The following is a 24,145-nucleotide window of genomic DNA, read 5'->3' on the forward strand; positions in this document are numbered from 1 at the left end:
CCGATCAGCATATTATATCGGATGACTAAATATACAATAAATAAAATTTTTGAGCGAAGCTTTCCTGCCAATATCTGGAAAATCGAGATCGACCCCGTACAGTCCTTGGTCGCTGTGGAAACCCGTGATTTGGATTCTACCGTTGCTTCGTTTTCGGTATTCGATTTTACCGGCAAAGTAGTCAAAGCACCCTGCACTGCGGAAGCCAAGGAATGGACATTAGACGCGATTCAGGATGGATTTCTGATCCTAAAGCGGATTGGCGAGCACCGCCCTATTCAGGAAGGCATACAAATCATTGAGATTGCCACCGAGCAGGTTGTCTTTTCCAGTTACGAGTTTATTCTGCTGGACGTATTCGAAGATGTGGTGCATGCACGGCATCGCTCGATATCATCCGGTGAGACCATCCTAATCGATATCCGGACCGGAAAATATGCCCCCGCAACGGATCGCAACTTCCGTTTCGCAAGTAATAAAATTCAATATCCTCTCACCTACCCCAACAAGCCCGAATTTCTCAGCAATGAGGCAATTGAGGGTCCTTTATGGCTTAGTAAATGTTGCCAGCATTATATTTGGTGTTATCATGTGAAGAATGAAGATAATTTAAATCTCATTTTAACGTTAAGTGATTTAAACCACAAACTGGACCGACAAGTCATAATGGAAAATATGGATAAATTGATTCCGCAACCCTATTTTCAGATTGACAAACGATTATTCTTTATGTCATTCAATAAGCGGGATATTATTTCATATTTAGTATAATTGCATAAAATGAAAAAACAAGCATTCAAATTTCAGACTTTGAAGAAGTCTCTTATTATATTTTCTACGTGTTTTGTATTGATGGGAGTAGCAACCGCGCAGGCACAGACCAACAATAGTCAGAAAACAGAAACAATCAACGGAAAGACATTTATTATACATACCATCGCTGCCAAGGACACTTATTATCAGCTGAGCAGACAATATGGGGTACCTGTAAAAACGATTATGTCTGCGAACAATCAGAAGAACCTTCGTTTAGGGGATGTCGTTCGTATTCCAAGTACGGCAGCTCCGGTAGAGACTCCGGCACCAAAGAAAGATACGACTAGAGAGGTCATCAACACCGTCATTGCCGAGCAATCTGGGCAAGTATTAACACAATATAAAGTTGGGCCTAACGAGACCTTATATTCTATTGCGAAGCGATTTGCTACTAATGTGGAAAGCATCAAATCAATGAATAACTTGACCAGTGATGTCGTTCGCGAGGGACAGACCTTAAAAATACCGGATGGTAAAATTGCGGTTCAAGAGCCAACTCCGACAGAGCCGATAGAATTACCTATTCCGGATGTAAACCGTCAGCAAGAGATTGAATTTGAGACGAACCGCTATGGTATTCGCGAGAAAAAAGAAAAAGGTATCGGTATTTGGATGGACAATCTGGAATCTAGAGGAAAGAGCAATTTAGCACTTCACCGCACGGCTCCTGTTGGAACAATACTAAAGATTACGAATCCTTTGACGAAAAATATTACCTTTGCGAAAGTTGTAGGAAAATTCTCTGATACGGCCGATAGCCGCGACGCAATCGTTATTCTTTCGAAATCGGCGGCATCTCATATCGGTGCATTCGATAAGCGATTCTTAATAGAAATCACCTACGGCGCTCCAATCGAAAATTAAGAGTAAGCATGGACAAACCTTACGTAATAGGTATAGCAGGAAGTAGCGGGTCGGGTAAAACCTTTTTCTTAAAAAGCTTCTTAGATCACTTTTCTCCTGATGAGATCACTTTGATTTCTCAGGATGATTATTATATCCCCGCGAACACAAAAACGCAGGAGGAAAATAGATTATATAACTTCGATTTACCGACTTCCATTGATAGAAATGCATTCTACTCGGATATTAAAGATCTATTCGACGGAAAAACGGTATATAAAGAAGAGTACACATTCAACAACCCCGCTTTAACGCCGAAGATGTTGGAGATTAAACCAGCACATATTTTGGTGGTAGAGGGTTTATTTATCTTTCACTATGAGGAGATCAATCAGTTGTTGGATTATCGTATCTTCCTAGATGCGGAAGAATCCATTGCTTTGAGGAGACGCCTTCGGAGAGATTTGGTGGAACGAGGATATGACCACGATGATGTAATGTATAAGTGGATTAACCATGTCGTGCCTTCTTACAATGAATATTTGTTACCATTTCGCGAAACTTGCGATTTAGTTATTCAAAATAATACGGATGAGCCGGCGGTTATTCAAAGTTTTACGAACGATATCGCATCAGAATTACGTAAAAGAATCTACTAGTTATTTTTAATCAATCTAAATTACTTATATTTGTACCATGTTTGAAAACATGATACGTCTACAAGTAATTGATTCATCGCCTTTTGACAACAACAAAGGACATAATCCGTTTCAGGATCATGGAGAGGTTGTTTTTAAGAAGTGTTGTAAGAAATACAAGCGAGGCAAGCGCTGCAAGAAGTGCCCGGATCGCTAGCTAACTATTCTTCGATATAATTTAGATCCTTGTCAAAGCTTTCTTTCAATCGACTCAAGGCAAAGATTGCTATTCCCGAGAGCAGCACAATCATGATGATTGCTGCAGGAAGAATCCCAACCCAGTTGACAAAAACGCCATAAAGAATTGTTGATGGAATCAGTGCCCCGCGCACAAAATTAGGCGCTGTCGTGGTCACCGTTGCTCGTATGTTGGTTCCAAATTGTTCCGCTGCGATGGTAATAAAAGTTGCCCAATAACCTACTCCCAATCCCATGAAGAAGGCCAACCATAGAAATTCTGTTTCCGTAATGCCGTAGCGCGTAAGATAAATGCAGGAGAATAAAAGAATTACGAGCTGATAAACCAATACGACTTTCTTTCTCGACTTAAATATCTGTGCGATTAGCCCCGCGAGAAAATCGCCAAGCGAGATCCCCAAATAGGTAAACATGACGCCCTTTCCGGCACTCAATACGCTCTCCGCTCCCAGCGCCTGTCCTATCTCTGGCGCCTGAGTAACCAGCACACCAACAACAAACCATATAGGCAATCCGATACACAGGCAGTAGATATATCGCTTGAAGCGCTCTTTATCTGTAAATAGCATCGAAATCTTACCCTTCGCTACACTCTTATCGCTAATTTGATTGAACATCCCGGATTCAAATACGCCTACACGCATGAGAAGCAATAGTAGTCCCATTCCTCCACCGACAAAATAGGCGGTTCTCCAACTGTACCATTCTGAAATATAATAGGCTAATATGGCGCCTAAAACACCTACGCCCGCGACAATCATCGTACCATATCCACGCTTCTTCCGATGCATCGTTTCACTGACTAAAGTGATTCCAGCACCGAGTTCTCCAGCCAAACCAATACCGGCAATAAATCGTATGATTCCATAGGTCATAACATCCTGTACAAAACCGTTCGCTATGTTGGCCAATGAGTACATCAATATCGAACCGAAGAGCACTTTGATACGCCCATATTTATCACCAAGAACACCCCAAATTATACCTCCAATAAGCAATCCTCCCATTTGCATATTCAAGACGAACTCACCTTTTGTCCGCATCTCCTCAACATGAACACCGATATCCGTGAATGATTGAATTCTAACAATGGAAAAAATTATGAGGTCGTAGATATCGACGAAGTATCCGAGCGCAGCCACGAATACCAATATCCACACATTCTTTGTGTTAGGTTCTTGATTAGTCATAATACTAAAATAAGCATGATCCGCGTTTTTAAAAGATATTATTACAATTAAAAGGGAAATAATCTTGTAAATAAGCGTTATTTTTGAGCCATGAGATTATCTCCGAAAACCATGAAATGGGCGCTAAGAATTTATCCGCCTTTCTTCTTCCAGCGGATTTGGGTGAAAAACATCTTGGACAACTACTTAGGTGCCGATCTAAAGATTTTCAAGAGTATTTTCAATATCAATTCGAACAACACGATTTTCGGAGGAACGATCTTTTCTGCCATAGACCCCTTCTATCCCATCCTACTCGATCAGTATTTTAAACATCAGGGTATCCTGCGTACAGTTGCCTGGCTTAAGACGGCCCATATCGAGTATAGAAAGCCCGGACGAACGAGTATGCAGTTCAGCATACGTTTGGATGAAGAAGTGCTGAAAGAAGCATTAGAAACCATTCAAACACACGGTAAAGTGGTAAAGACTTTCGCCACGCATGTCTACGACAAAAAAGGGACGCTCTGCGCTGTCGCGCATAATGAAATCTACATTCGAAATCTGGATTTTGATTTCGACTCCTACTACAAACAAAAAGCTTCTCAGGAAGCTAATCCTATACAACAATAAATTATATCACATGAAAAATTTAGCTTTTATTACATTAGGAATCAGCATGGCAATGGTATCTTGCCAGAATAAGACTGATGAAACCAAAAACCAAAAGCTAGGCGCTGAAGCCATCAGAATACATGATGAAATCATGCCTCAAATTTCTACGTTTGATAAAACGACAGTTAAGATTGATTCCATCTTAGCAAATCTAGCCGAAATTAAAGCAACGAAAGCAGATTTAGATACTGCGGCAACACGCGTTGAATTAACAAATTTGCAGGATAGCATTGAAGCAGCGACCGATAATATGATGACTTGGATGAAGGATTATGATGCTGCTAGCACCGATGATGCTTATCAACAAAAAGAGTTAGACAAGATTACAGCTATGCAGAAACAATTTGAAAGTGTAACTAGTCAAATCAACAAAACTTTAACCCCATTTAATCAATAAGACCGAATGAATAGACTATTCAGTTCAGCCATCCTAGCAGTACTTCTTAGCGGTATATTCGCTTGTTCATCATCAGACAGAAAACTGCCAATCTATGGAGAAAGAACGCCTGTGGAGAAAGAAATAGATGGTAAAAAGGTAGTTGATACGGTTTATCAAACTATTCCTGACTTTAGCTTTTTAAATCAAGATAGCGTCCAATTGACTCAAGACTTCTTTAAAGGGAAGATCTATGTTGCCAACTTCTTTTTTACGCATTGTCCAAGCATCTGCCCGACGATGCAGCGTAATCTCTTAAAGGCTTACGAAAAATACAAAGGCAATGAGAAAATCGCGTTTTTATCACATAGTATCGATTTCAAATACGATCAACCTTATATTCTAAAAGACTACGCTAATAAACTTGGGGTGGATAACGACCAATGGCAGTTTGTGAATGGTTCTAAGGCGGATATCTATGGTATGGCCGATCGTTATTTAGTGTATGCTAAAGAAGATGCGAATGCTCCCGGAGGTTATGACCATCAAGGTTACCTGGTGATCATTGACCCTGATAAAAGAATTCGTGGTGCTTATGACGGAACAGACCAAACGCAGGTTAATAAGCTGTTAGAAGACTTAGATGTTATATTAAAAGAGTATAAGTAATGCTCCGAAGATCTACCTATTTTATCTTAAGTATTGTATTCGGACTCTATCTGCTCTTTTCCTGCCAGTCGGGATTAAGCGTGGAAACAATGCAGTATGCTACTAATGGGCAAAAAGTCTATACCACGCATTGTCAAAATTGCCATGGAGCCAACGGAGAGGGATTAGGAAAACTTTATCCCCCCCTGACAGACACTGTATTTCTAAATGTGAATCGCGATAAGCTGGCTTGCATTGTTAAAAACGGCATGAGTGGGGAAATCACCGTTAATGGCGTAAAGTATAATCAAGAGATGCCCGGGGTGCCTCAAATGAACGCAACAGACATCGCTTACGTCTTGACCTACGTAACTACTTATTTTGGAAATAGTAAAACACATTTTACAAGAGAAGAAATAGAAAAGTACTTAGCAAAGTGTGAGTAGATTCTGAAAAATAGATATAAGATTTTAGACCTTTGAAGAAATTCAAGGGTCTTTTTGTTTGCAAAAAGAATGTCAGAAGAATAATTTAATTGATTGCATAAAATATCTAGAACATTTCAGAGACCACTATCCCCTATCCGGAGTTGTAATTGTGATAAACAAGAATTACGGAATAATATTACTTCAAGGCCTTGAAAACGTGGTTTCTATAAAAAGATAAAGGTTTTCAAACGGGGAGAATGAAAACCTTTAATAACCAATTATAAACCTAAATTATGATACTACAAAGGTAAGTGTAAAACATACACATGTCAAGTCTTTTTATGAAATTTAACAATTTGTTAACATGGACTCTCATCACTGCTCAATCGCTTTAGCACTTTATAACGATTATTTGACAAATACGCCTTCCAAAAATGCCTACATTTGCAACCGAATGAACATTCAATTGACAGAAAAGAAAGAGCAAATTTTCCTTAGCACGCTTAGCTTAATCCATCTTTATGGATTCCATGGGACCCCTATGAGCAAGATTGCGAAGGAAGCCAACGTGGCTGTAGGCTCTATATATCATTACTTTCCTTCGAAGGAAGATTTAATTATCGAGCTGTACTGGTACTGCAAGGAAAAGCTGAACGGAGATGTCTTCAGAGGTGTCAATCCGGAGCAATCCTATGAGGAAAGATTTAAGACAATCTGGAAACGATGGATCGGCTTTTACCAGCAGAACATTGAAATCTTCGGATTTCTAGATCAGTTTTATGGCTCCCCTTTCTACGAAGAAGTCCGAAACAATGTATTGGGACAGAAAGTAGAACGAAATAAACTAATCCATTTTATCGAAGAAGGAGTTCAAGAAAAACATTTAAAAGATCTGAATGTTCGATTAATACTCTCGATCTACCTTGGAGGAGCTATCTCCCTCTTTCGCAACTGTTTAATCACCAAAGAAGAGATTATGGAGGAGGAGATGAATCAATTAGTAGAAATTATTTGGAACGGCGTTAAAATATAAGTTAGAAACATGAGATTAAATTTTAAGGAAATCGTAGTATACCTATCGGTAGCTTGTACTACCATCGGTATTAGCCAAGCGCAGCAAGCTGGTTCTTTGAACAGCAACGCGACGCTTGACGAGCTAATTAACTATGCATTGAGCAACAAGATCGAGCTAAAGCAAGCACAGATCGACAAGGAAATTGGAGAACGTGAAATTGCATCAGCACTGTCAGGTTGGTTTCCACAGATTAACGCTAATGGAAATTACACCCATAATATACAGCTCCCTACGGCGAACATCAATGATCAGAATATCAATATGGGACAAAAGAATACGGCTTCAATGGTATTTCAAGCTGACCAAGCCATTATAAACCCGGGGTTATTTCAAGCATCTAAGGCCTCTCGATTTATTCGCGAACAAAATGATTTAAATATTGAAGACACGCGTATCAATACCGTGGTTGATGTCAGTAAGGCCTATTATGATATCCTTACAAGCGAAGAGCAAATAAATATTATCACTGAAAACATTGCTCGCCTTCAAAGACAATACACTGAAGCCAACGCGCGCTACGAAACTGGATTAGTCGATAAAACAGATTATAAACGAGCGCAGATTTCATTGAATAATGCAAATGCTGAGCTAAAATCGGCAAATGAGTTTCGCCGCTATAAATACGATTACCTAAAGACTCTGTTGGGCTTAAATCCATCAGCGCCTGTTAGCTTATCATTCGAAAACCAAAACATGGAGTCGAATATCCTTTTAGACACGACTGAGCTTTTGCAATATGCTAACCGAGTTGAAATTAAACAGTTGCAGACCTTGCAAAACCTGCAAAAGTTGAACACACAATATCAAAAGTGGAACTACCTTCCACGAGTGGGCGCCTTTGCTAACTATGGTCTAAACTACAGAAACAATCAGTTTGGTGATCTTTTTCAAGATAACTTTCCGAATTCTAGTGTGGGTTTAAGCCTATCTATTCCAATCTTCCAAGGAACAAAACGTATTCAGGAAATCCGTAAATCGGAATTACAAGAGTCCAGATTGGATTTAGAGATGGAAAATCTGGAGAATCAAATCGGTGCACAATATTCAGCAGCTATGGCATCCTATCGCGCCAACATGAACGAATGGAGAAATGCGAAAGAAAACATGGATTTGTCTGAAGAAGTGTACAATACCATAAAACTTCAATACGATGCAGGCGTAAAAACTTACTTAGAACTTATGACCGCAGAAACCGATTTGAAGACAAGTCAATTAAACTACTTGAATGCCCTTTACGCGGTGTTGTCAAGCAAGTTAGATATTCAGAAAGCATTAGGAACAGTAAACATTAGCAATTAATCAACCACAAGCAATAAAGATATAATGAAGACAAATCACATATTAACAGCACTTCTATTAGGAACAGGATTATTTCTACAATCATGTGGGAATAAAGAAGCTGGTAAACAAGGAGCAGGACCTGGAATGCAAGCACCTGCAACACCGGTAACCACCGCAACAGTTAGTAAGGAAGTTGTAACGGGGATTCGCTCCTACCCTTCAAATGTTGTTCCTTTGCAAGAAACAGAAATACGTGCTGAGGTATCAGGCTATATTACGAATATTTATGTTGCCGATGGTGCTTATGTAAGCAAGGGACAACGATTATATGAGATTGACCGCGTTCGATATGCTGCTGCTGTCGATCAGGCACGTGCGAATATGGAAATCGCAAAAGCAAACCTTGCTCGTGTTGAAAAGGATTTACAACGTTATGAAAAACTTGCAGATCAAGACGCGATCGCTAAGCAGACCTTAGACTATGCTTACACAGACGTTAATAACCAAAAGGCGCAAGTACAGGCAGCTCAGGCAGCATTAACAACTGCTAGAACTAACTTACAACGCTCGGTGATCGTTGCACCATTTTCCGGGAATATCGGTATTTCCCAAGTTCGCACTGGTGCTTTAGTAAGTGCTGGAACAACCCTTTTAAATACCGTGAGTTCAACAAATCCTATTGCCGTTGAATTCCAGATCAACGAAAAGGAGATTCCTGAATTTACTGGGCTACAAACCGGCAAATCATCTACCAAAATCAACTTGACTTTACCTGATGGTAGCACATACAACTCTTTGGGTCGTATCTCTACCATAGACCGCGCTGTAGATCCGCAAACAGGGACGCTAAAAGTACGTGCCTCGTTTGATAATCCTGCAAATACCTTGCGCGCAGGCTTGAACCTAACATTGAATGTAGAAAGTACGACTGCGCACGAGGAAATGGTAATTCCATACCGCGCGATATTTGAACAGCTAGGAACATTCTCAGTATACGCAGTAACTGATAGTAGCACGGTAGACTTGAAGCAAGTTTCTTTAGGTCAAAAACTTGGAGATAAGGTGGTAATTACCAACGGTCTTCAAGTCGGCGAGCGCATTGTCGTAGACGGTGTTGCCGCATTGAAACAAGGCGCTAAGGTTGTTGAAAACAACAACGCGAACGCTCAACCAAAGAAATAATTTGCTAAGTCCCAACATATTCATAGATAATGATTTCAGAAGTATTTATAAAAAGACCGGTAACCGCGATGGTTATCTCCATATTGATCACCATCATTGGAGCTATTTCCATCACGACCCTACCTATCAGTCAGTATCCCAATATTGCGCCGCCTACGGTATCCGTAATGGCGAACTATACCGGTGCTGATGCCCAAACAGTAGAGAAAACAGTAACAACCCCGATTGAAAGCCAGATCAACGGTACGCCGGGGATGATTTATATGAGTTCGAACAGTACCTCTGACGGTGGTTCTCGTATCACGGTAACCTTCGAAGTAGGTACAGATATCGACATCGCAACGCTAGATGTACAAAACCGTGTAAGTATCGCTGAACCTGTATTGCCTGAAGCAGTGCGCCGTTTAGGGGTAACCACTCGTAAAGTGAACACGGATATCTTAATGATGGTATCCCTGACCTCACCTGACGGATCACGTGATGCGAACTTCTTGGCAAACTATGTCAACCTGTATCTGAAAGACGCCCTATTGCGTGTTAAAGGTGTGGGTGATGTGCAGGCCTTCGGACAGCCATTCGCCATGCGTGTGTGGCTAGATGCCAACAAACTGACCAACTTAGGTTTAACACCATCTGACGTAAGTACAGCCATTGCTGAGCAAAACTCACGTATGGCTGGGGGTAGCGTTGGTGCGCGTCCGCAAGAGAATGCACAAGTATTCGAATATCCGATTATCCTTGACTCCGATTTGGAAGAAGTCGAAGATTTCGAGAATATCGTCGTAAAAACAAACACCGACGGTTCCATCGTTTTATTACAAGATGTAGCCCGCGTTGAGCTTGGACAATTCAACTACGGTATCACGACGAAAGTAAACGGTAAGACAACCTCTGGTATGATGATCTCGCAAACACCGGGAGGAAATGCCGTTGAGACTGCAGATGGTATTTACAAGGCATTAGAGGAGTTAAAAAAATCCTTCCCTAAGGGCGTAGACTATGTAGTTGCATATGAAACGGTTTCTGTTGTTAATGCATCCATCAGCTCGGTAATTCATACCTTGATCGAAGCATTGATCTTAGTAACTCTTGTTGTATTCTTCTTCCTACAAAGTTGGAGAGCAACCTTGATTCCGTTGCTAGCGATTCCTGTTTCTATTGTCGGTACGTTCATCTTCTTTACGATATTCGGATTCTCGGTAAACAACTTAACGATGCTTGCCTTCGTCCTCGCGATCGGTATTGTGGTGGATGATGCCATCGTTGTGGTGGAAGCCGTGCAGCACTATATCGACCATTATAAGATGGACGCCAAAGAAGCGACGCGACGCGCGATGCAAGATATTACCGCACCGGTTATTGCCATTGCCCTGATCTTAGCGGCAGTATTCGTTCCTGTAGGATTTATCCCGGGGATGGTGGGTCAGCTTTATCAACAGTTCGCTATTACCATTGCCGTATCCGTAATGTTATCGGCATTTATCGCCCTTTCGCTGACGCCAGCATTATGTTCGATCATGTTGAAGCCAACAGCAATTCGCAAGGATTCTAAAGGCCTAAACAAGTTCTTCTACAAATTCAACGTTTGGTTCGATAAAGTAACTTATCGTTATTCAAAAGGCGTTAAGAAGGTGATAAAAGCGGCTCCATTAGCCTTGATTATCTTGCTTTGTATATTTGTTGGAACAGGACTGATGTTCACGAATAAGAAAACAGGCTTTATTCCTGCCGAGGACGCTGGTATATTCTTTATGGGTGTCAACCTTCCAGAAGGTGCATCTAGTGCCCGTACAGAGGCTGTATTACAGGAATTATCGGAAGATTTGCGAAAGACTTTCCCAGAAATTCAATATGTAACGGCAATTAACGGGATGAACTTATTGAATAGATCGGCGAAACCTAACGGCGCCAGTCTATTCGTTTCGCTTTATCCTTGGGGAGAACGCGAGAAAACAGTAACGGATATTACCGGAGCGATCATGGGTAAATACCGTGGTTATACTAAAGCTTCTGTTATTGCTGCCACGCCTCCGCCAATCCCGGGTCTTGGATCATCTGGCGGTTTCACCATGGAAATTCAGGATAGACAGACGGTAGATATCAAACAGTTTGAGGCGATGATCGGTAAATTCTTAGCCGCAGCAAATCAACGTCCTGAGATTGGGATGGCCTATACCCTATTCAATAGTAATTCGCCAAACTACAAACTCAATGTAGATCGTGAAATGGCCAAGAGAATGGGTGTACCATTGACCAATATCTACAGCACTATTTCAGCTTATATGGGTAGTAGCTATGTGAATGACTTTACCAAATATGGTCGTAACTTCCGCGTCGTAACACAGGCAGATACCAGCTATAGAATGCATATTGAGGATCTCAATAAATTATACGTCAAGAATGTACAAGGACAACCTGTTCCATTGACCAACTTAGTACGTTATGATTTGATTACGAATCCTTCGATCGTCAACCACTTTAACATTTTCCGTTCGATCCAGTTATCGGGTGAAGCGGCTCCTGGATATTCTTCTGGGGATGCGATTGCAGCACTAGAAGAAGTAGCAGCACAAACATTAACAGACGGTTATTCATACGAGTTCTCCGGAATATCGTTGCAAGAGAAACAATCCGGCAGCAAGACCATCCAAATCTTCGCGCTCTGTATTCTATTCGTATTCCTGCTGTTAGCTTCGCTATACGAAAGTTGGTCCGTGCCATTCTCAATCCTGTTATCCGTTCCATTGGGTGTGTTCGGAGCAATTCTTGCCCTGACCTTATTGCCGCAACTGGATAACAACATCTTTGCGCAGATCGGTCTAGTAACTATCATCGGTCTTGCCGCGAAAAATGCGATCTTGATCGTGGAGTTTGCAAAAGAACGTGTGGATATCGGAATGAACCTATTAGACGCAACATTAGACGCCGTAAAACTTCGTCTTCGTCCAATTATCATGACATCCTTGGCGTTTATCTTAGGTATTATTCCTTTGATGCTTTCAACGGGCGCAGGTGCTGTTTCACGCCAAACAATCGGCTGGACAGTATTCGGAGGGATGACCGCAGCGACATTCTTAGCCATCTTCTTCGTACCGGTACTATTCGTTGTAATTACACGTCTAGCATACGGTAAAAAGAAACTTGCTGAATTGGAAGCGAATTTCGATGAAGAGAAGAAAAAGAATTTGAGTGCTCATTAGGAGTAGTTATTAGTTAGTACATAGTAGTTAGACCGATGGCGGCTACTGAAGAAATATTTCTTAAAATGAAGAAGCTGTTCGAAAGGACAGCTTCTTTTTTTGGAAACAGAAAAGGAAGGGTAAATGAGTCCTTTAACTATCGCATAAAAAAAGGCCCTCCAAACGGAGAGCCCTAAAAACTTGCAATCAACATTAGGAAAAACATATATTACGATCACAGTTTTTTACCCATATGTATATCCTTCAGGATTTTCGTATAATTATATTGCATGCTTTTTGGAAGCTTTTCAATTGCTTTCTCTACTTCAGCATGCGTTCTACTTGAGCGATCAATCAATCTGATGCTCAACCTGTTTAACTATCTACACAGCAATTATACTTCATAAATTAACTAAACGGGACAAGGTTTAATATATAGTACCGTATCGTATGACTGTACCCTATATGGGATTGAATTTCTTTTTAAATAAATGAACAAGAATGATCCGTTAAGCCGAAAGACAAAAATTATTAGTTGGAAAAGAAAGTTTTTTGACGATTTGGGTCTACTAGAAAAGAATGTTGATTTTGGAGTTTGGGTTTTGTCTTTGAACCAGGAAAGGAAGGATACAAGGATTAGCAGGATTGGGTGTAATTATTTCAGACTAGATATTAGACATTAGATATTAGAGATTAGACATGATCCTGCCAATCCTTACATCCTTCCTTTCCTGGTTCAGAAAATAATCACACCCGATCCTGCCAATCCTTAAATCCTTCCTTTCTTGGTTCAAAACAAAACACAAAAAATGGCGCCTAATCGGCGCCCTACTCTAATATCTAATATCTAAAATCTAATATCTAACATCTAATATCTAATCCCCTACTTCAACCAAATACCCACCGACAAATTAATGCTCTGGTGGTTCATTTTTTCGCGAAAGCTCACATAAGTAAGTTGTTGATACGCATAGGTTGCTGAGATCGTAAAGTTCGTACGTCTGATATCATCATAAAGGTAGAAAAGACCGATCTTTCCCATCGCGCCTTTATCATACACTCCGCCTAGGCGAACCGAATAACCGGCATTTGCAACGGCACCAACACGTGAAAAATCGCCTATATAAGCAAAAGGCAATCTAGCGTCGATGAAAAGCGGAAATAGATTACGATCGTATTTGAAATTACCTTGTTGAGTTTCCGTTGGATTTTTGAACGTATAATCGCCACGCAATACTTCGTTTCCTAACCCAATACCTACAAAAGCACGTTCGTCGAAGTTGCGACCAAAAATAAAATGCAAACTATATCCATTAAAAGTCCCCTCGAAACCCGGATTGTTGACTCCGATACTCCCCCCACCTTGCAATAAGGTATAATAGTCTCGTTGCGCAAAACTGTGAGTAGAAAATAAAAGTAAAAAGGCACCGATCGTAAAAAGTCGCTTTAGCATAGTAAGGTTAGTTAAGTATCTTATAGATTAGTTCGCTCATTAAATCGCCATGGCTGGTCAAGTGACCGACATTCATACCCTTCGATTTTAAGTCGTACTCTTTGATCAAATGAATAATATCGAAAGTTTTCCGGCGATTGAAATTTCTCGCGGCATACTCATACTCTTTCACGAAGAAAGGGTGCACGCCAAGTGCCTTTGCTGCCGCTGCTGAATTCTTATCCGGTAGATAATGATATTTGAGGATCTTCGTAAAGTAGGTACCTAGTGAACCAATGACCACCGGTATAGGGTTGGATTTAGGATTCGCAGCAAAATAATTAACGATTTGAAATGCCTTCAGTGAATTTCGCTTGGAAAGTGCCGTATTCAGTTCAAACACATTGAAATCCTTGCTGATACCAATATTGCGCTCAATATCCGCCGGCCCAATCTCCTGCTCTGCCGACACATTGAGCATCAACTTTTCGAGCTCGTTAGCCACCTTCGATAAATCAGTACCCAGATAGTCGGCCATCATTGCTGCAGCCTGCGGATGAATCTTTCGTCCACTAGCGCCTAATTGCTCTGTAATCCATCCGGCAACTTTATCATCGTAAAGCTTATTCGACTCCAATACCACTCCCGCTTTATCCATCGCTTTATACGACTTTTTCCGCTTGTCGAACTTACCATATTTATGCGCGAAAACCAATACCGTTGTCGGTGTAGGATGTTCCAAATACTTCTGCAGCAGATCATCATCCTTCCATTTCAGGTTCTGCGCTTCTTTCACAATGATAACTTGAAAGTCGCTCATCATAGGGTAGCGCTTTGCCATACTGATCAGTGTAGAGAAGTCAGTTTCCTTACCATAGACCACCGACTGATCAAAGCCTTTCTGCGCCTCATCGAGTACCTGATGCTCAATAGCATCCGATATGAGGTCGATAAAGTAAGGCTCCTCGCCATGTAGTAAATAAATCGGGCTAAGCTTTTTCTTCTTGATATCAGCTAAAATGGATTGGGTATTCATGTCCCACGAAATTACAAAAAATCTTTTAGCATTCCGCTTCGAGAATGCGACAGATATCATCCAATGTACAACCCTATCAACCCCCTTTCCGAGCGGCTTTGATTGGGTTATACATTGGGTTTGAAAGGGCTTTGAAAGGGAACTATATCATAGAAGGTATATGCTAAATATTTCGTAATTTTGTAAATGTTTAGGCCAGTCCCACTGAATTTACCCCCCTTTCCAGCGAAAATTATAAAGAAAGCCGATCAATATTTTATTTTTGATGAGCTTCGGAAAAAGCATTTATTGTTAACTCCGGAGGAATGGGTAAGGCAACATTGGGTTCATCACCTGCACAACGAGAAAGGTTACCCACTCTCGCTAATGAAAATTGAAGGCGGGCTACTGCTCAACACGCTACAGAAACGCAGCGATTTGGTAATTTACAATACTTCCGGCGAGCGCATTCTTTTGGCAGAGTTTAAGGCGCCGACTGTCAAAATTACCGAAAACACCTTTCGACAAATCGCGAATTACAATACTATTTATAAAATTCCGCTGCTTTTAGTCAGTAATGGACTTGAGCACCATTATTGTAGTATAGATTTCGATCATGGGAATTTCACATTTCTGTCGGATTTACCAACATTCGCCCATGAGCAATAGGAGAATTTAAAATAAGTATTATATTAGTAAGTCAAAATTAGAAGGAACAAAACATGGATATCAATAAAGACGAATTCAGAAAATACGCGATTAAGCACCATAGAATTGGAAGTCAACACGTTGATGGCTATATTTCTCGCTTACAGCAACAAATTCCATCCAATCTTACGCCATACATTATCGAAGAGCGTCAATTGAACGTTGCGCAGATGGATGTGTTCTCGCGTTTGATGATGGACCGCATCATCTTTTTGGGTGATGGTATCAATGATCAAGTAGCAAACATCGTACAGGCACAGTTATTGTTCTTACAATCTACTGATGCTCAGCGTGATATTCAAATTTACATCAACTCTCCAGGTGGTAGTGTTTATGCAGGTTTAGGTATTTACGATACGATGCAGTATATTTCACCCGATGTTGCGACTATCTGTACAGGTATGGCCGCTTCGATGGGCGCTGTATTATTAGTTGCTGGAGCAAAAGGAAAGCGTGCAGCATTAAGACACTCGCGCGTGATGATTCACCAACCTTCGGGCGGTGCACAAGGTGTTGCTTCGGATATGGAGATCAACCTTCGTGAAATGTTGAAATTGAAAGAGGAATTGTACACGATTATCGCTGAGCACTCTGGCCAGACTTATGACTGGGTAGAGAAATCATCAGATCGTGATTATTGGATGCGTGCTGCCGAGGCCAAAGAATTTGGTATGATCGACGAAGTATTGCTTCCTAAAAAGGAAACAAAATAAAGAAAATGAGTAAATCGAACAGTAGAGACATCCATTGCTCTTTTTGTGGCATCAGTAAAAATGAAGCCCAAATGCTTATCGCAGGCGATGGTGCCCACATCTGTGACAGATGTGTTCAACAAGCTGGAGAGATTTTGGCGGAGGAATTAAAGCAGAGAAAGAACAAGTCTTTACAGACGACTTTAAAGCTTATTCGTCCTAAAGAAATCAAAGAACATCTGGATCAATATGTTATTGGTCAGGATGACGCTAAGAAAGTAATTTCTGTAGCGGTTTACAATCACTACAAACGTTTGAATCAACGTGTTGACAACGATGAGACAGAGATTGAGAAATCAAACTTAATTATTGTTGGCGAGACGGGTACCGGAAAAACCTTATTGGCAAAAACGGTCGCTAAGATTCTAAATGTTCCGTTTTGTATTGTAGACGCAACTGTACTAACTGAAGCAGGCTATGTGGGTGAGGATGTGGAGAGTATTTTAACGCGTTTGTTGCAGGCGGCGGATTACGATGTAGCGGCAGCAGAGCGCGGTATCATCTACATTGATGAGATTGATAAGATTGCAAGAAAGAGCGATAATCCTTCAATTACCAGAGATGTGTCGGGAGAAGGTGTTCAACAGGCTTTATTGAAAATCTTAGAAGGTACAAATGTGAATGTTCCACCGCAGGGCGGTAGAAAGCATCCTGATCAGAAAATGATTACGGTGAACACGAATAACATCCTGTTTATTTGTGGTGGTGCATTTGATGGTATTCAAAAGAAAATTGCTAACCGCTTGCGCACGCAGACTGTTGGTTACAAAATGAACGACGAGGAACAAGAAATTGATTTAAATAATCTGTACAAGTACATCACTCCTCAGGATTTGAAAAACTTCGGTTTGATCCCTGAGTTGATTGGTCGTCTACCTGTATTGACACACTTAAATCCATTGGATAAAGAGACCTTGTTGAACATTTTGACAGAGCCTAAGAATGCTTTGGTTAAACAATACAAGAAGCTATTTGAATATGAGGGTGTTAACCTGAAGTTCGATGAGGCGGTATATGATTTTATCGTTGATAAAGCTTGGGAATTTAAATTAGGTGCTCGTGGTCTTCGAAGCATTTGTGAGGCGATTATGCTTGACGCGATGTTTGAGATACCGACCAGCAAGGAGCATAGCAACGAGAAGGACTTGCAAATTACGTTGGATTACGCGAAGAATAAGTTCGCCAAGACGGATTTCAAGAAGCTCCAAGTTGCATAACGATTTGACCCTCGCCCATCGGCGGGGGTTTTTTATAAAATGTGAATTTTAAAGAAAGGAATATAGATGACAAAAAAGAATGTAAAGGAAGTAGATTCACCTGTAAAAGCAGGATTAAAAACAAAAGAGGATATCGTTAACAATTGGTTACCCCGATATACTGGCCGGCCGCTGGATGAGTTTGGCGAATATATCTTGTTGACAAATTTCTCGAATTATGTGAAGTTGTTCTCGCAAATGCACGACGACGCCCCTATTATGGGTGAAGACAAGCCGATGCAAAGTTGTACAGCAGAAGGCATCACGATCATCAATTTTGGTATGGGTAGCCCAATGGCGGCAACGATCATGGACCTCTTATCGGCCATTGCTCCAAAAGCAGTTTTATTCTTAGGAAAAACCGGCGGATTGAAAAAGAAAATTGGTGTTGGCGAGTTGATCTTACCGATTGCTGCCATCCGCGGAGAAGGAACCTCAAACGATTATTTCCCTTCGGAGGTGCCCTCCTTACCGGCCTTTGCGCTGCAGAAAGCAATTTCAACGACCATTCGCGATCATTCTAGGGACTATTGGACAGGTACTGTCTATACAACCAACAGACGCGTTTGGGAGCACGATAAGAACTTCAAGAAATACTTAAAAACGATCCGTGCAATGGCTGTGGATATGGAAACCGCTACCATCTTTAGCGTTGGTTTTGCAAACAAGATTCCAACTGGCGCCCTATTGCTCGTTTCGGACCAGCCGATGATTCCTGAAGGTGTAAAGACAGAGATTTCAGATGTGTCGGTTACTAAGTCTTATGTAGAGCAGCACCTGAAGATTGGAATCGATGCATTGAGCCAACTGATTAATAACGGCTTAACGGTGAAACATTTGAAGTTCTAAAATTTGGCTACCTTTGTGGAAGAAAACAAACAGCACAAACTTTCACCTATGTGGTACAACAACATCTTAGAAACCATTGGGAACACCCCTTTGGTTAAACTAAACAAAGTTACCAAACCCCTAAAAGGAACCATACTGGCAAAGATAGAGACGACCAACCCAGGGAACTCGATCAAAGACAGAATGGCTTTAAAAATGATTGAGGATGCCGAACAGGCAGGCCTATTAAAACCCGGAGGTACCATAATCGAGGGTACTTCGGGTAATACCGGGATGGGATTGGCCATGGCAGCCGTAGTAAAAGGCTATCGTTGCATATTTACCACGACCGACAAACAATCCAAAGAGAAGATCGATGCCCTGCGCGCTTTTGGTGCGGAGGTGATCGTATGTCCGACGAACGTCGATCCGGAGGATCCACGCTCCTACTATTCCGTTTCTAGTCGTTTAGAAAAAGAAGTGCCAAATGCGTGGAAGGCAAATCAGTATGATAACCTATCGAATACGCAGGCGCACTACGAACAAACCGGACCGGAGATTTGGGAGCAGACCGAAGGAAAGATTACGCACCTCGTCGTAGGTGTGGGAACCGGCGGTACAATCTCGGGTACTGCGAAATACCTTCGCGAGAAAAATCCCAACATTAAAGTATGGGGAATCGACACCTACGGTTCCATCTTTAAGAAATATAAGGAAACGGGTGTTTTCGATAAGAATGAGATCTATCCTTATATCACGGAGGGCATCGGTGAGGATTTCCTTCCTCAAAATGTCAACTTCGATGTGATCGACCTGTTCGAGAAAGTCACAGATAAGGACGCGGCCTTGATGACGAGAGAATTAGCACGTAAAGAAGGTATCTTTGCGGGCAACTCGGCGGGTGCAGCGGTGGCTGGCCTGTTACAATTGGGTGCTGAACTGAAAGACGAGGATCTGGTAGTCGTGATCTTCCATGACCATGGCTCGCGCTATATGGGCAAGATGTATAATGAGGATTGGCTTCGTGAGCGTGGCTTCCTGAAAGATGAGAAACTCACGGCTAAGTCAATTCTGAAGAAACGCGCCAATCAGGAAATCATTACTGTTGATGTTAAACAGTCGGTTCTGGAGACATTCAACGTCATGAAGTCTTTAAATATTTCTCAAATACCACTGACCCAACAGGGTATGGTCGTCGGCAAAGTGACGGAAGCCGATATCTTGAATGCGCTGTTGGATAATCCTTCGCTGAAGTCTGCTGAAGTAGAAACTATCGCGTCAAAGCCATTCCCATTTGTAGACTTAAATATGTCTATCGATAAGATTTCCACTTTGATTGACAAGGATACGCAAGCGGTATTGGTGGAAGATGAACTAGGCAGGATAAATATTATTACGCAATACGATATTATCAACGCTATCTCCGACATATAGTTTTCCTATATTTTTCGTTATCTTTAGTAAGATGGCTAAAAAAGGATGGAAAGAAACAATGCTTTAAAAAGAATTGAATATTGGATAAAAGCTAGATTAGGAAAAATATCCTTTATTGATATAGAAGAAAAAAGAGATAAACAATGGTACGGCAATGGCTATGGCGGATTTTATGTAGATCCGAGCTTGGTTCCGGAAAATGCCATTGTTTATTCTTTCGGTATTGGCGAAGACATTTCTTTCGACCGCGATATCATCAGTAAGCACGGAGCTCAAGTATTTGGCTTCGACCCTACACCCAAATCCATCAACTGGATTGCCAAGCAACAGTTGCCGGCAAATTTTCATTTCCACCCCTTCGGCATTGGCGAAAAGACGGGAGTCTTCACTTTCCACCTTCCTAAAAATCAAGATCATGTTTCGGGCTCCGTATATGGCCACAAGCTCGTGGACGAAACGAACGCTGTAGATGTTCTTTTAAAAGAGTTTACGGAGATTGTTCAAGAGAATGGGCATGCGGCTATCGATGTACTTAAAATGGATATAGAAGGCTCGGAATATGCGGTAATGGAAGGAATACTGAACAGTGGCATTGCGATCAAACAGATTCTGGTTGAAACGCATGAACGCTTTTTTACAGATGGCAAAGCAAAGGGCGATCTATTCTTTAAACAACTCTATCAAAAGGGATATCGCATCTTTGCGATATCCGATACTTATCAGGAAATTTCTTTAGTGAAATCTAAATAAGAAAGCCGTCTTTGTTGACGGCTTTTTTTATTTTTCTGTCGGCTCTACTTCTGTAACGATGTAGACATCTTCGTGATCTTTCTTCATCTTATATTTCTCGCGCGCAATTCTTTGTATTTCGCTCGGGTTGTATTGAACATCTTTAATGGAGTTTTCGATGTTCTCAATCTCTGCCGTATAATAGGCTTTCTCTACCTCCAGGTTTGTTTTCTCCTTTTGGAAACTATATTGCGTTGCAAAATCGTACCGATCAAAGAATACCATCCATACGACAAAGGCAACCCCTGCGATAAGGTATTTATTTCGAATAGTATTGATAAAGCGTTCCATAGAATTGAGTTGTTAAGCTAAAACCTCGATAAAGATAGTTATTTTCTCGGGAAGATTACAAATGGGAATTTTGAAGAAAATATAGGGAAAATAAAAAAGGGAACCTGCGGTTCCCTTTTCGAATTTGATTACTTCTTAGGAGCGTATTTAAACTCCTTGCCAATGAATTTGGCATTGCTACCCAATTCTTCTTCGATACGAAGCAATTGGTTGTATTTTGCGATCCTGTCTGAACGAGAGATTGATCCTGTTTTGATTTGTCCACAGTTCAATGCTACCGCTAAGTCAGCGATTGTATTATCTTCAGTTTCTCCAGAACGGTGAGACATTACCGAAGTATAACCATTCGTTTGTGCTAAATGCACCGCGTTGATAGTTTCCGTTAATGAACCGATTTGGTTTACTTTTACTAGGATAGAGTTTCCTGTTTGGGTGTCGATACCTTGTTGAAGACGTTTAGTGTTCGTAACGAATAAATCATCACCTACTAATTGAACGCGGTCTCCAATTTTCTCTGTTAATAATTTCCAACCTTTCCAGTCGTCTTCTGCCATACCATCTTCGATAGAGATGATCGGGTATTTCTCAGTTAATTCAGCCAAGTAAGCTACTTGCTCTTCTACTGTACGAACAGCACCGCCTTTACCTTCAAACTTCGCGTAATCGTATTTTCCTTTTACGAAGAACTCCGTTGAAGCACAGTCTAATGCTAGACAGATGTCTTTTCCTGGTTTGTAACCTGCTTTTTTGATTGCCTCAAGGATCGTTTCGATAGCATCCTCTGTACCTTCGAAAGTTGGAGCGAATCCACCTTCGTCACCTACTGCTGTAGATAAGTTACGGTCGTGAAGGATTTTCTTCAAGTTATGGAATACTTCAGCACCCCAACGTAAAGCTTCTGAGAATGATTCAGCACCTACTGGCATAATCATGAACTCTTGGAAAGCAATTGGAGCATCTGAGTGCGCACCACCATTCACGATGTTCATCATCGGCAATGGTAATGTGTTTGCATTTACTCCACCGATATAACGGTATAATGGCTGGCGGCTCTCTTGTGCTGCTGCTTTAGCTGCTGCTAAAGAAACACCTAAGATTGCGTTTGCTCCTAATTTTCCTTTGTTCTCTGAACCGTCAAGATCGATCATGATCTTATCGATTGCATTTTGCTCGAATACATCAACACCTTCTAATGCTTTTGCAATTTTAGTATTCACGTTTTCAACAGCTTTCAAAACACCTTTTCCTAGGTATTTCTTTTTGTCGCCGTCACGTAATTCTACTGCCTCGTGTGCTCCTGTAGAAGCTCCAGAAGGAACTGCTGCACGGCCTACAAAACCATTCTGTGTCGTTACATCAACCTCAATGGTTGGGTTTCCTCGCGAATCTAAAATCTGACGCGCATGTACATCGATTATCAAGCTCATTTTTTTCTTTGGTTTATTTTTCTCTTGTCTATACTTAGTGTATTCAGAACACTAATATAGTAAAATATATGTCTTAATCAAAAATAGGAAAAAACTACAATGTTAATGCTAAGCAAAAGGAATTTTAATTGAGCTTGGATAAATAAATATTCAAGAATATCTGTTGGGTATTTAGATAAATATGGGGTTTCTGTTGGTTTTTTGTAAGTGGCGGAATACAGATTTTTTATGTTCAAAAGCAAATGAAAAGCGAGAGGAAAGTACTTGGCGGCCTTTGAAAACAGACGCTATTAAAATGACAAAGCCTCAGAAGAAATTCTGAGGCTCTGCTATTATCGTTTTTGTTTATGCTTTGATCATCGCAACGAAGTCATCGAATAAGTAACGTGAATCGTGTGGACCTGGAGATGATTCTGGGTGATATTGAACCGAGAATGCTTTCTTGCCCTTCACACGGATACCTTCGATCGAATTGTCGTTTAAGTTGATGTGTGTAATTTCTACTTTGTCTGAGTTTTTGATATCTTCTGCTACTACACCGAAACCATGATTCTGTGAAGTGATTTCGCATTTGTTAGCTATGATATTTTTTACCGGATGGTTGATACCGCGGTGACCATTGTGCATCTTGCTCGTACGGATGTCATTTGCTAATGCAAGGATTTGATGCCCTAAACAAATACCGAACATCGGCTTATCTGCTGCTAAGATATCTTTAACCGTTTGGATTGCGTAGTCCATCGCTGCCGGATCGCCAGGACCATTCGAGATGAAGTAACCATCAGGATTCCATTCTTCCATCTCCGCAAATGTCGTTTTCGCAGGGAATACCTTTGCATAAACCTGACGAGAATCAAAGTTGCGTAAGATATTCTTCTTGATACCTAGGTCTAACACAGCAATACGCGTTGGAGCAGACTCTTCGCCGTAGAAATAAGGTTCTGTTGTCGATACTTTTGAAGATAGCTCTAAGCCGTCCATCGAAGGAACCTTTGCTAATTCTGCTTTTAAAGACTCCTCATCAAGATTCTCAGAAGAGATAATAGCGTTCATCGCACCTTTGCTACGGATATGGCGTACCAATGAGCGAGTGTCAATATCCGAGATACCTACTAAGTTGCCGTCTTGGAAATAATTTTGGATGGACTCATCCGCCATCTTGCGGCTATAGTTGATATTGTAATTCTTACAAACTAAACCTGCAATCTGAATCTTATTCGATTCCGCATCCTCTTCGTCGATACCGTAGTTTCCAATATGTGCATTGGTGGTAACCATAATTTGCGCATAGTACGAAGGATCGGTAAAGATTTCTTGGTAACCCGTCGTTCCGGTATTGAAACAGATCTCTCCCGTCGTGGTACCAATTTTACCTGCTGCTTTTCCATGAAAAACAGTTCCATCCTCAAGGACTAAAATTGCTGGCAATTTGCTGTAGTTGGTCATTCTTATTTCGAGTTAAATTAATTCATTCCTTTGTGAAACCATTTTCCCGACCGAGCACAAAAAAAGCCCAAACGGGCTATTATATCAATTTATGAATTGATCTGATTTACAGATGCGATTTGTGACGATATTGGGTAGAAGGTCTCTTTCATTTTATTGGGAGACAAAGGTACAAATAAAAACAAAACACTTCTAAATT

At 41.0% G+C, this 24,145-nt stretch carries 23 protein-coding genes; 17 read left to right on the forward strand and 6 right to left on the reverse strand.

Annotated features, from left to right (window positions below; all coding sequences use genetic code 11):
* The first annotated feature begins 21 nt into the window (after positions 1-21).
* The 3 genes from B2400_RS13915 to B2400_RS13925 all read left to right on the forward strand — a co-directional run bounded on the left by B2400_RS13915 (position 22) and on the right by B2400_RS13925 (position 2,318).
* Positions 22-771, forward strand: a complete 750-nt coding sequence (locus B2400_RS13915) for a hypothetical protein (RefSeq protein ID WP_293934349.1) — start codon at positions 22-24, stop codon at positions 769-771.
* A gap of 81 nt (positions 772-852) precedes the next feature.
* Complete coding sequence (locus B2400_RS13920; RefSeq protein ID WP_187773983.1) at positions 853-1,680, forward strand: DPBB and LysM peptidoglycan-binding domain-containing protein; 828 nt, start codon at positions 853-855, stop codon at positions 1,678-1,680.
* A gap of 8 nt (positions 1,681-1,688) precedes the next feature.
* Positions 1,689-2,318 (forward strand): uridine kinase family protein, encoded by a 630-nt coding sequence (locus B2400_RS13925; protein WP_149525218.1) that lies wholly within the window; start codon positions 1,689-1,691, stop codon positions 2,316-2,318.
* A 200-nt stretch (positions 2,319-2,518) separates the two neighbouring features.
* Here the strand turns inward: B2400_RS13925 and B2400_RS13930 are convergent, their stop codons facing one another.
* Entirely contained in the window at positions 2,519-3,745 is a 1,227-nt protein-coding gene (locus B2400_RS13930; protein WP_149525217.1) for an MFS transporter, read from the reverse strand.
* Between the two features lie 111 nt (positions 3,746-3,856).
* Here B2400_RS13930 and B2400_RS13935 point away from each other — a divergent pair, with 111 nt between their 5' ends.
* From B2400_RS13935 to B2400_RS13970, 8 genes are all read left to right on the forward strand, one after another.
* Positions 3,857-4,357, forward strand: coding sequence for a DUF4442 domain-containing protein (locus tag B2400_RS13935; RefSeq protein ID WP_286651645.1), 501 nt, complete (start codon positions 3,857-3,859; stop codon positions 4,355-4,357).
* A 10-nt stretch (positions 4,358-4,367) separates the two neighbouring features.
* Complete coding sequence (locus B2400_RS13940) at positions 4,368-4,796, forward strand: transposase (protein WP_149525215.1); 429 nt, start codon at positions 4,368-4,370, stop codon at positions 4,794-4,796.
* A gap of 6 nt (positions 4,797-4,802) precedes the next feature.
* On the forward strand, positions 4,803-5,444 hold the full coding sequence (locus tag B2400_RS13945; protein ID WP_149525214.1) for an SCO family protein: 642 nt from the start codon (positions 4,803-4,805) through the stop codon (positions 5,442-5,444).
* A complete protein-coding gene (locus B2400_RS13950) occupies positions 5,444-5,869 on the forward strand; it encodes a c-type cytochrome (protein WP_149525213.1) in 426 nt (141 codons plus the stop codon). Before B2400_RS13945 ends, B2400_RS13950 begins: the two co-directional genes overlap by 1 nt.
* A gap of 436 nt (positions 5,870-6,305) precedes the next feature.
* Entirely contained in the window at positions 6,306-6,884 is a 579-nt protein-coding gene (locus B2400_RS13955) for a TetR/AcrR family transcriptional regulator (RefSeq protein WP_187773981.1), read from the forward strand.
* Positions 6,885-6,893: 9 nt separating this feature from the next.
* Positions 6,894-8,225: a TolC family protein gene (locus tag B2400_RS13960; protein ID WP_293934355.1), complete on the forward strand. Its 1,332-nt coding sequence runs from the start codon at positions 6,894-6,896 to the stop codon at positions 8,223-8,225.
* Between the two features lie 24 nt (positions 8,226-8,249).
* A complete protein-coding gene (locus B2400_RS13965) occupies positions 8,250-9,389 on the forward strand; it encodes an efflux RND transporter periplasmic adaptor subunit (protein ID WP_286651647.1) in 1,140 nt (379 codons plus the stop codon).
* A gap of 29 nt (positions 9,390-9,418) precedes the next feature.
* Positions 9,419-12,589, forward strand: coding sequence for an efflux RND transporter permease subunit (locus B2400_RS13970; protein WP_293934358.1), 3,171 nt, complete (start codon positions 9,419-9,421; stop codon positions 12,587-12,589).
* 862 nt (positions 12,590-13,451) lie between these two features.
* Here B2400_RS13970 and B2400_RS13975 read toward each other — a convergent pair.
* Positions 13,452-14,021: a hypothetical protein gene (locus B2400_RS13975; RefSeq protein ID WP_293934361.1), complete on the reverse strand. Its 570-nt coding sequence runs from the start codon at positions 14,019-14,021 to the stop codon at positions 13,452-13,454.
* A 7-nt stretch (positions 14,022-14,028) separates the two neighbouring features.
* Positions 14,029-15,036 (reverse strand): DNA polymerase III subunit delta, encoded by a 1,008-nt coding sequence (holA, locus tag B2400_RS13980; protein WP_149525207.1) that lies wholly within the window; start codon positions 15,034-15,036, stop codon positions 14,029-14,031.
* A 186-nt stretch (positions 15,037-15,222) separates the two neighbouring features.
* On the opposite strand from holA, the gene B2400_RS13985 reads away from it, so the two are divergent.
* The 6 genes from B2400_RS13985 (at position 15,223) to B2400_RS14010 (ending at position 20,743) form a co-directional block, all read left to right on the forward strand.
* Positions 15,223-15,684: a type I restriction enzyme HsdR N-terminal domain-containing protein gene (locus B2400_RS13985; RefSeq protein WP_149525206.1), complete on the forward strand. Its 462-nt coding sequence runs from the start codon at positions 15,223-15,225 to the stop codon at positions 15,682-15,684.
* Positions 15,685-15,737: 53 nt separating this feature from the next.
* Positions 15,738-16,436 (forward strand): ATP-dependent Clp endopeptidase proteolytic subunit ClpP, encoded by a 699-nt coding sequence (clpP, locus tag B2400_RS13990; RefSeq protein ID WP_149525205.1) that lies wholly within the window; start codon positions 15,738-15,740, stop codon positions 16,434-16,436.
* A 5-nt stretch (positions 16,437-16,441) separates the two neighbouring features.
* Entirely contained in the window at positions 16,442-17,692 is a 1,251-nt protein-coding gene (gene clpX / locus B2400_RS13995) for an ATP-dependent Clp protease ATP-binding subunit ClpX (RefSeq protein ID WP_149525204.1), read from the forward strand.
* A 66-nt stretch (positions 17,693-17,758) separates the two neighbouring features.
* Positions 17,759-18,580 (forward strand): AMP nucleosidase, encoded by an 822-nt coding sequence (locus tag B2400_RS14000; protein WP_149525203.1) that lies wholly within the window; start codon positions 17,759-17,761, stop codon positions 18,578-18,580.
* A gap of 48 nt (positions 18,581-18,628) precedes the next feature.
* Entirely contained in the window at positions 18,629-19,993 is a 1,365-nt protein-coding gene (locus tag B2400_RS14005) for a pyridoxal-phosphate dependent enzyme (RefSeq protein WP_149525202.1), read from the forward strand.
* Between the two features lie 45 nt (positions 19,994-20,038).
* On the forward strand, positions 20,039-20,743 hold the full coding sequence (locus tag B2400_RS14010) for an FkbM family methyltransferase (protein WP_293934368.1): 705 nt from the start codon (positions 20,039-20,041) through the stop codon (positions 20,741-20,743).
* A 27-nt stretch (positions 20,744-20,770) separates the two neighbouring features.
* On the opposite strand, the gene B2400_RS14015 is transcribed toward B2400_RS14010, so the two are convergent.
* The 3 genes from B2400_RS14015 to carA all read right to left on the reverse strand — a co-directional run bounded on the left by B2400_RS14015 (position 20,771) and on the right by carA (position 23,946).
* Entirely contained in the window at positions 20,771-21,073 is a 303-nt protein-coding gene (locus tag B2400_RS14015; protein ID WP_149525200.1) for an FtsB family cell division protein, read from the reverse strand.
* A 128-nt stretch (positions 21,074-21,201) separates the two neighbouring features.
* Positions 21,202-22,500, reverse strand: a complete 1,299-nt coding sequence (gene eno, locus B2400_RS14020) for a phosphopyruvate hydratase (RefSeq protein WP_149525199.1) — start codon at positions 22,498-22,500, stop codon at positions 21,202-21,204.
* A 345-nt stretch (positions 22,501-22,845) separates the two neighbouring features.
* Positions 22,846-23,946, reverse strand: coding sequence for a glutamine-hydrolyzing carbamoyl-phosphate synthase small subunit (gene carA, locus B2400_RS14025; RefSeq protein ID WP_149525198.1), 1,101 nt, complete (start codon positions 23,944-23,946; stop codon positions 22,846-22,848).
* Positions 23,947-24,145 lie beyond the last annotated feature (199 nt).

This window comes from Sphingobacterium sp. UBA6645 (assembly GCF_002455685.1).
In the GTDB taxonomy this organism is placed as follows: Bacteria; Bacteroidota; Bacteroidia; order Sphingobacteriales; family Sphingobacteriaceae; genus Sphingobacterium; species Sphingobacterium hotanense.

Coding starts and splice junctions, on each gene's coding strand:
- B2400_RS13915 (WP_293934349.1), top strand. CDS start 22: ATGACTAAATATACAATAAATAAAATTTTTGAGCGAAGCTTTCCTGCC.
- B2400_RS13920 (WP_187773983.1), top strand. CDS start 853: ATGGGAGTAGCAACCGCGCAGGCACAGACCAACAATAGTCAGAAAACA.
- B2400_RS13925 (WP_149525218.1), top strand. CDS start 1,689: ATGGACAAACCTTACGTAATAGGTATAGCAGGAAGTAGCGGGTCGGGT.
- B2400_RS13930 (WP_149525217.1), bottom strand. CDS start 3,745: ATGACTAATCAAGAACCTAACACAAAGAATGTGTGGATATTGGTATTC.
- B2400_RS13935 (WP_286651645.1), top strand. CDS start 3,857: ATGAAATGGGCGCTAAGAATTTATCCGCCTTTCTTCTTCCAGCGGATT.
- B2400_RS13940 (WP_149525215.1), top strand. CDS start 4,368: ATGAAAAATTTAGCTTTTATTACATTAGGAATCAGCATGGCAATGGTA.
- B2400_RS13945 (WP_149525214.1), top strand. CDS start 4,803: ATGAATAGACTATTCAGTTCAGCCATCCTAGCAGTACTTCTTAGCGGT.
- B2400_RS13950 (WP_149525213.1), top strand. CDS start 5,444: ATGCTCCGAAGATCTACCTATTTTATCTTAAGTATTGTATTCGGACTC.
- B2400_RS13955 (WP_187773981.1), top strand. CDS start 6,306: ATGAACATTCAATTGACAGAAAAGAAAGAGCAAATTTTCCTTAGCACG.
- B2400_RS13960 (WP_293934355.1), top strand. CDS start 6,894: ATGAGATTAAATTTTAAGGAAATCGTAGTATACCTATCGGTAGCTTGT.
- B2400_RS13965 (WP_286651647.1), top strand. CDS start 8,250: ATGAAGACAAATCACATATTAACAGCACTTCTATTAGGAACAGGATTA.
- B2400_RS13970 (WP_293934358.1), top strand. CDS start 9,419: ATGATTTCAGAAGTATTTATAAAAAGACCGGTAACCGCGATGGTTATC.
- B2400_RS13975 (WP_293934361.1), bottom strand. CDS start 14,021: ATGCTAAAGCGACTTTTTACGATCGGTGCCTTTTTACTTTTATTTTCT.
- holA (WP_149525207.1), bottom strand. CDS start 15,036: ATGAATACCCAATCCATTTTAGCTGATATCAAGAAGAAAAAGCTTAGC.
- B2400_RS13985 (WP_149525206.1), top strand. CDS start 15,223: ATGTTTAGGCCAGTCCCACTGAATTTACCCCCCTTTCCAGCGAAAATT.
- clpP (WP_149525205.1), top strand. CDS start 15,738: ATGGATATCAATAAAGACGAATTCAGAAAATACGCGATTAAGCACCAT.
- clpX (WP_149525204.1), top strand. CDS start 16,442: ATGAGTAAATCGAACAGTAGAGACATCCATTGCTCTTTTTGTGGCATC.
- B2400_RS14000 (WP_149525203.1), top strand. CDS start 17,759: ATGACAAAAAAGAATGTAAAGGAAGTAGATTCACCTGTAAAAGCAGGA.
- B2400_RS14005 (WP_149525202.1), top strand. CDS start 18,629: ATGTGGTACAACAACATCTTAGAAACCATTGGGAACACCCCTTTGGTT.
- B2400_RS14010 (WP_293934368.1), top strand. CDS start 20,039: ATGGAAAGAAACAATGCTTTAAAAAGAATTGAATATTGGATAAAAGCT.
- B2400_RS14015 (WP_149525200.1), bottom strand. CDS start 21,073: ATGGAACGCTTTATCAATACTATTCGAAATAAATACCTTATCGCAGGG.
- eno (WP_149525199.1), bottom strand. CDS start 22,500: ATGAGCTTGATAATCGATGTACATGCGCGTCAGATTTTAGATTCGCGA.
- carA (WP_149525198.1), bottom strand. CDS start 23,946: ATGACCAACTACAGCAAATTGCCAGCAATTTTAGTCCTTGAGGATGGA.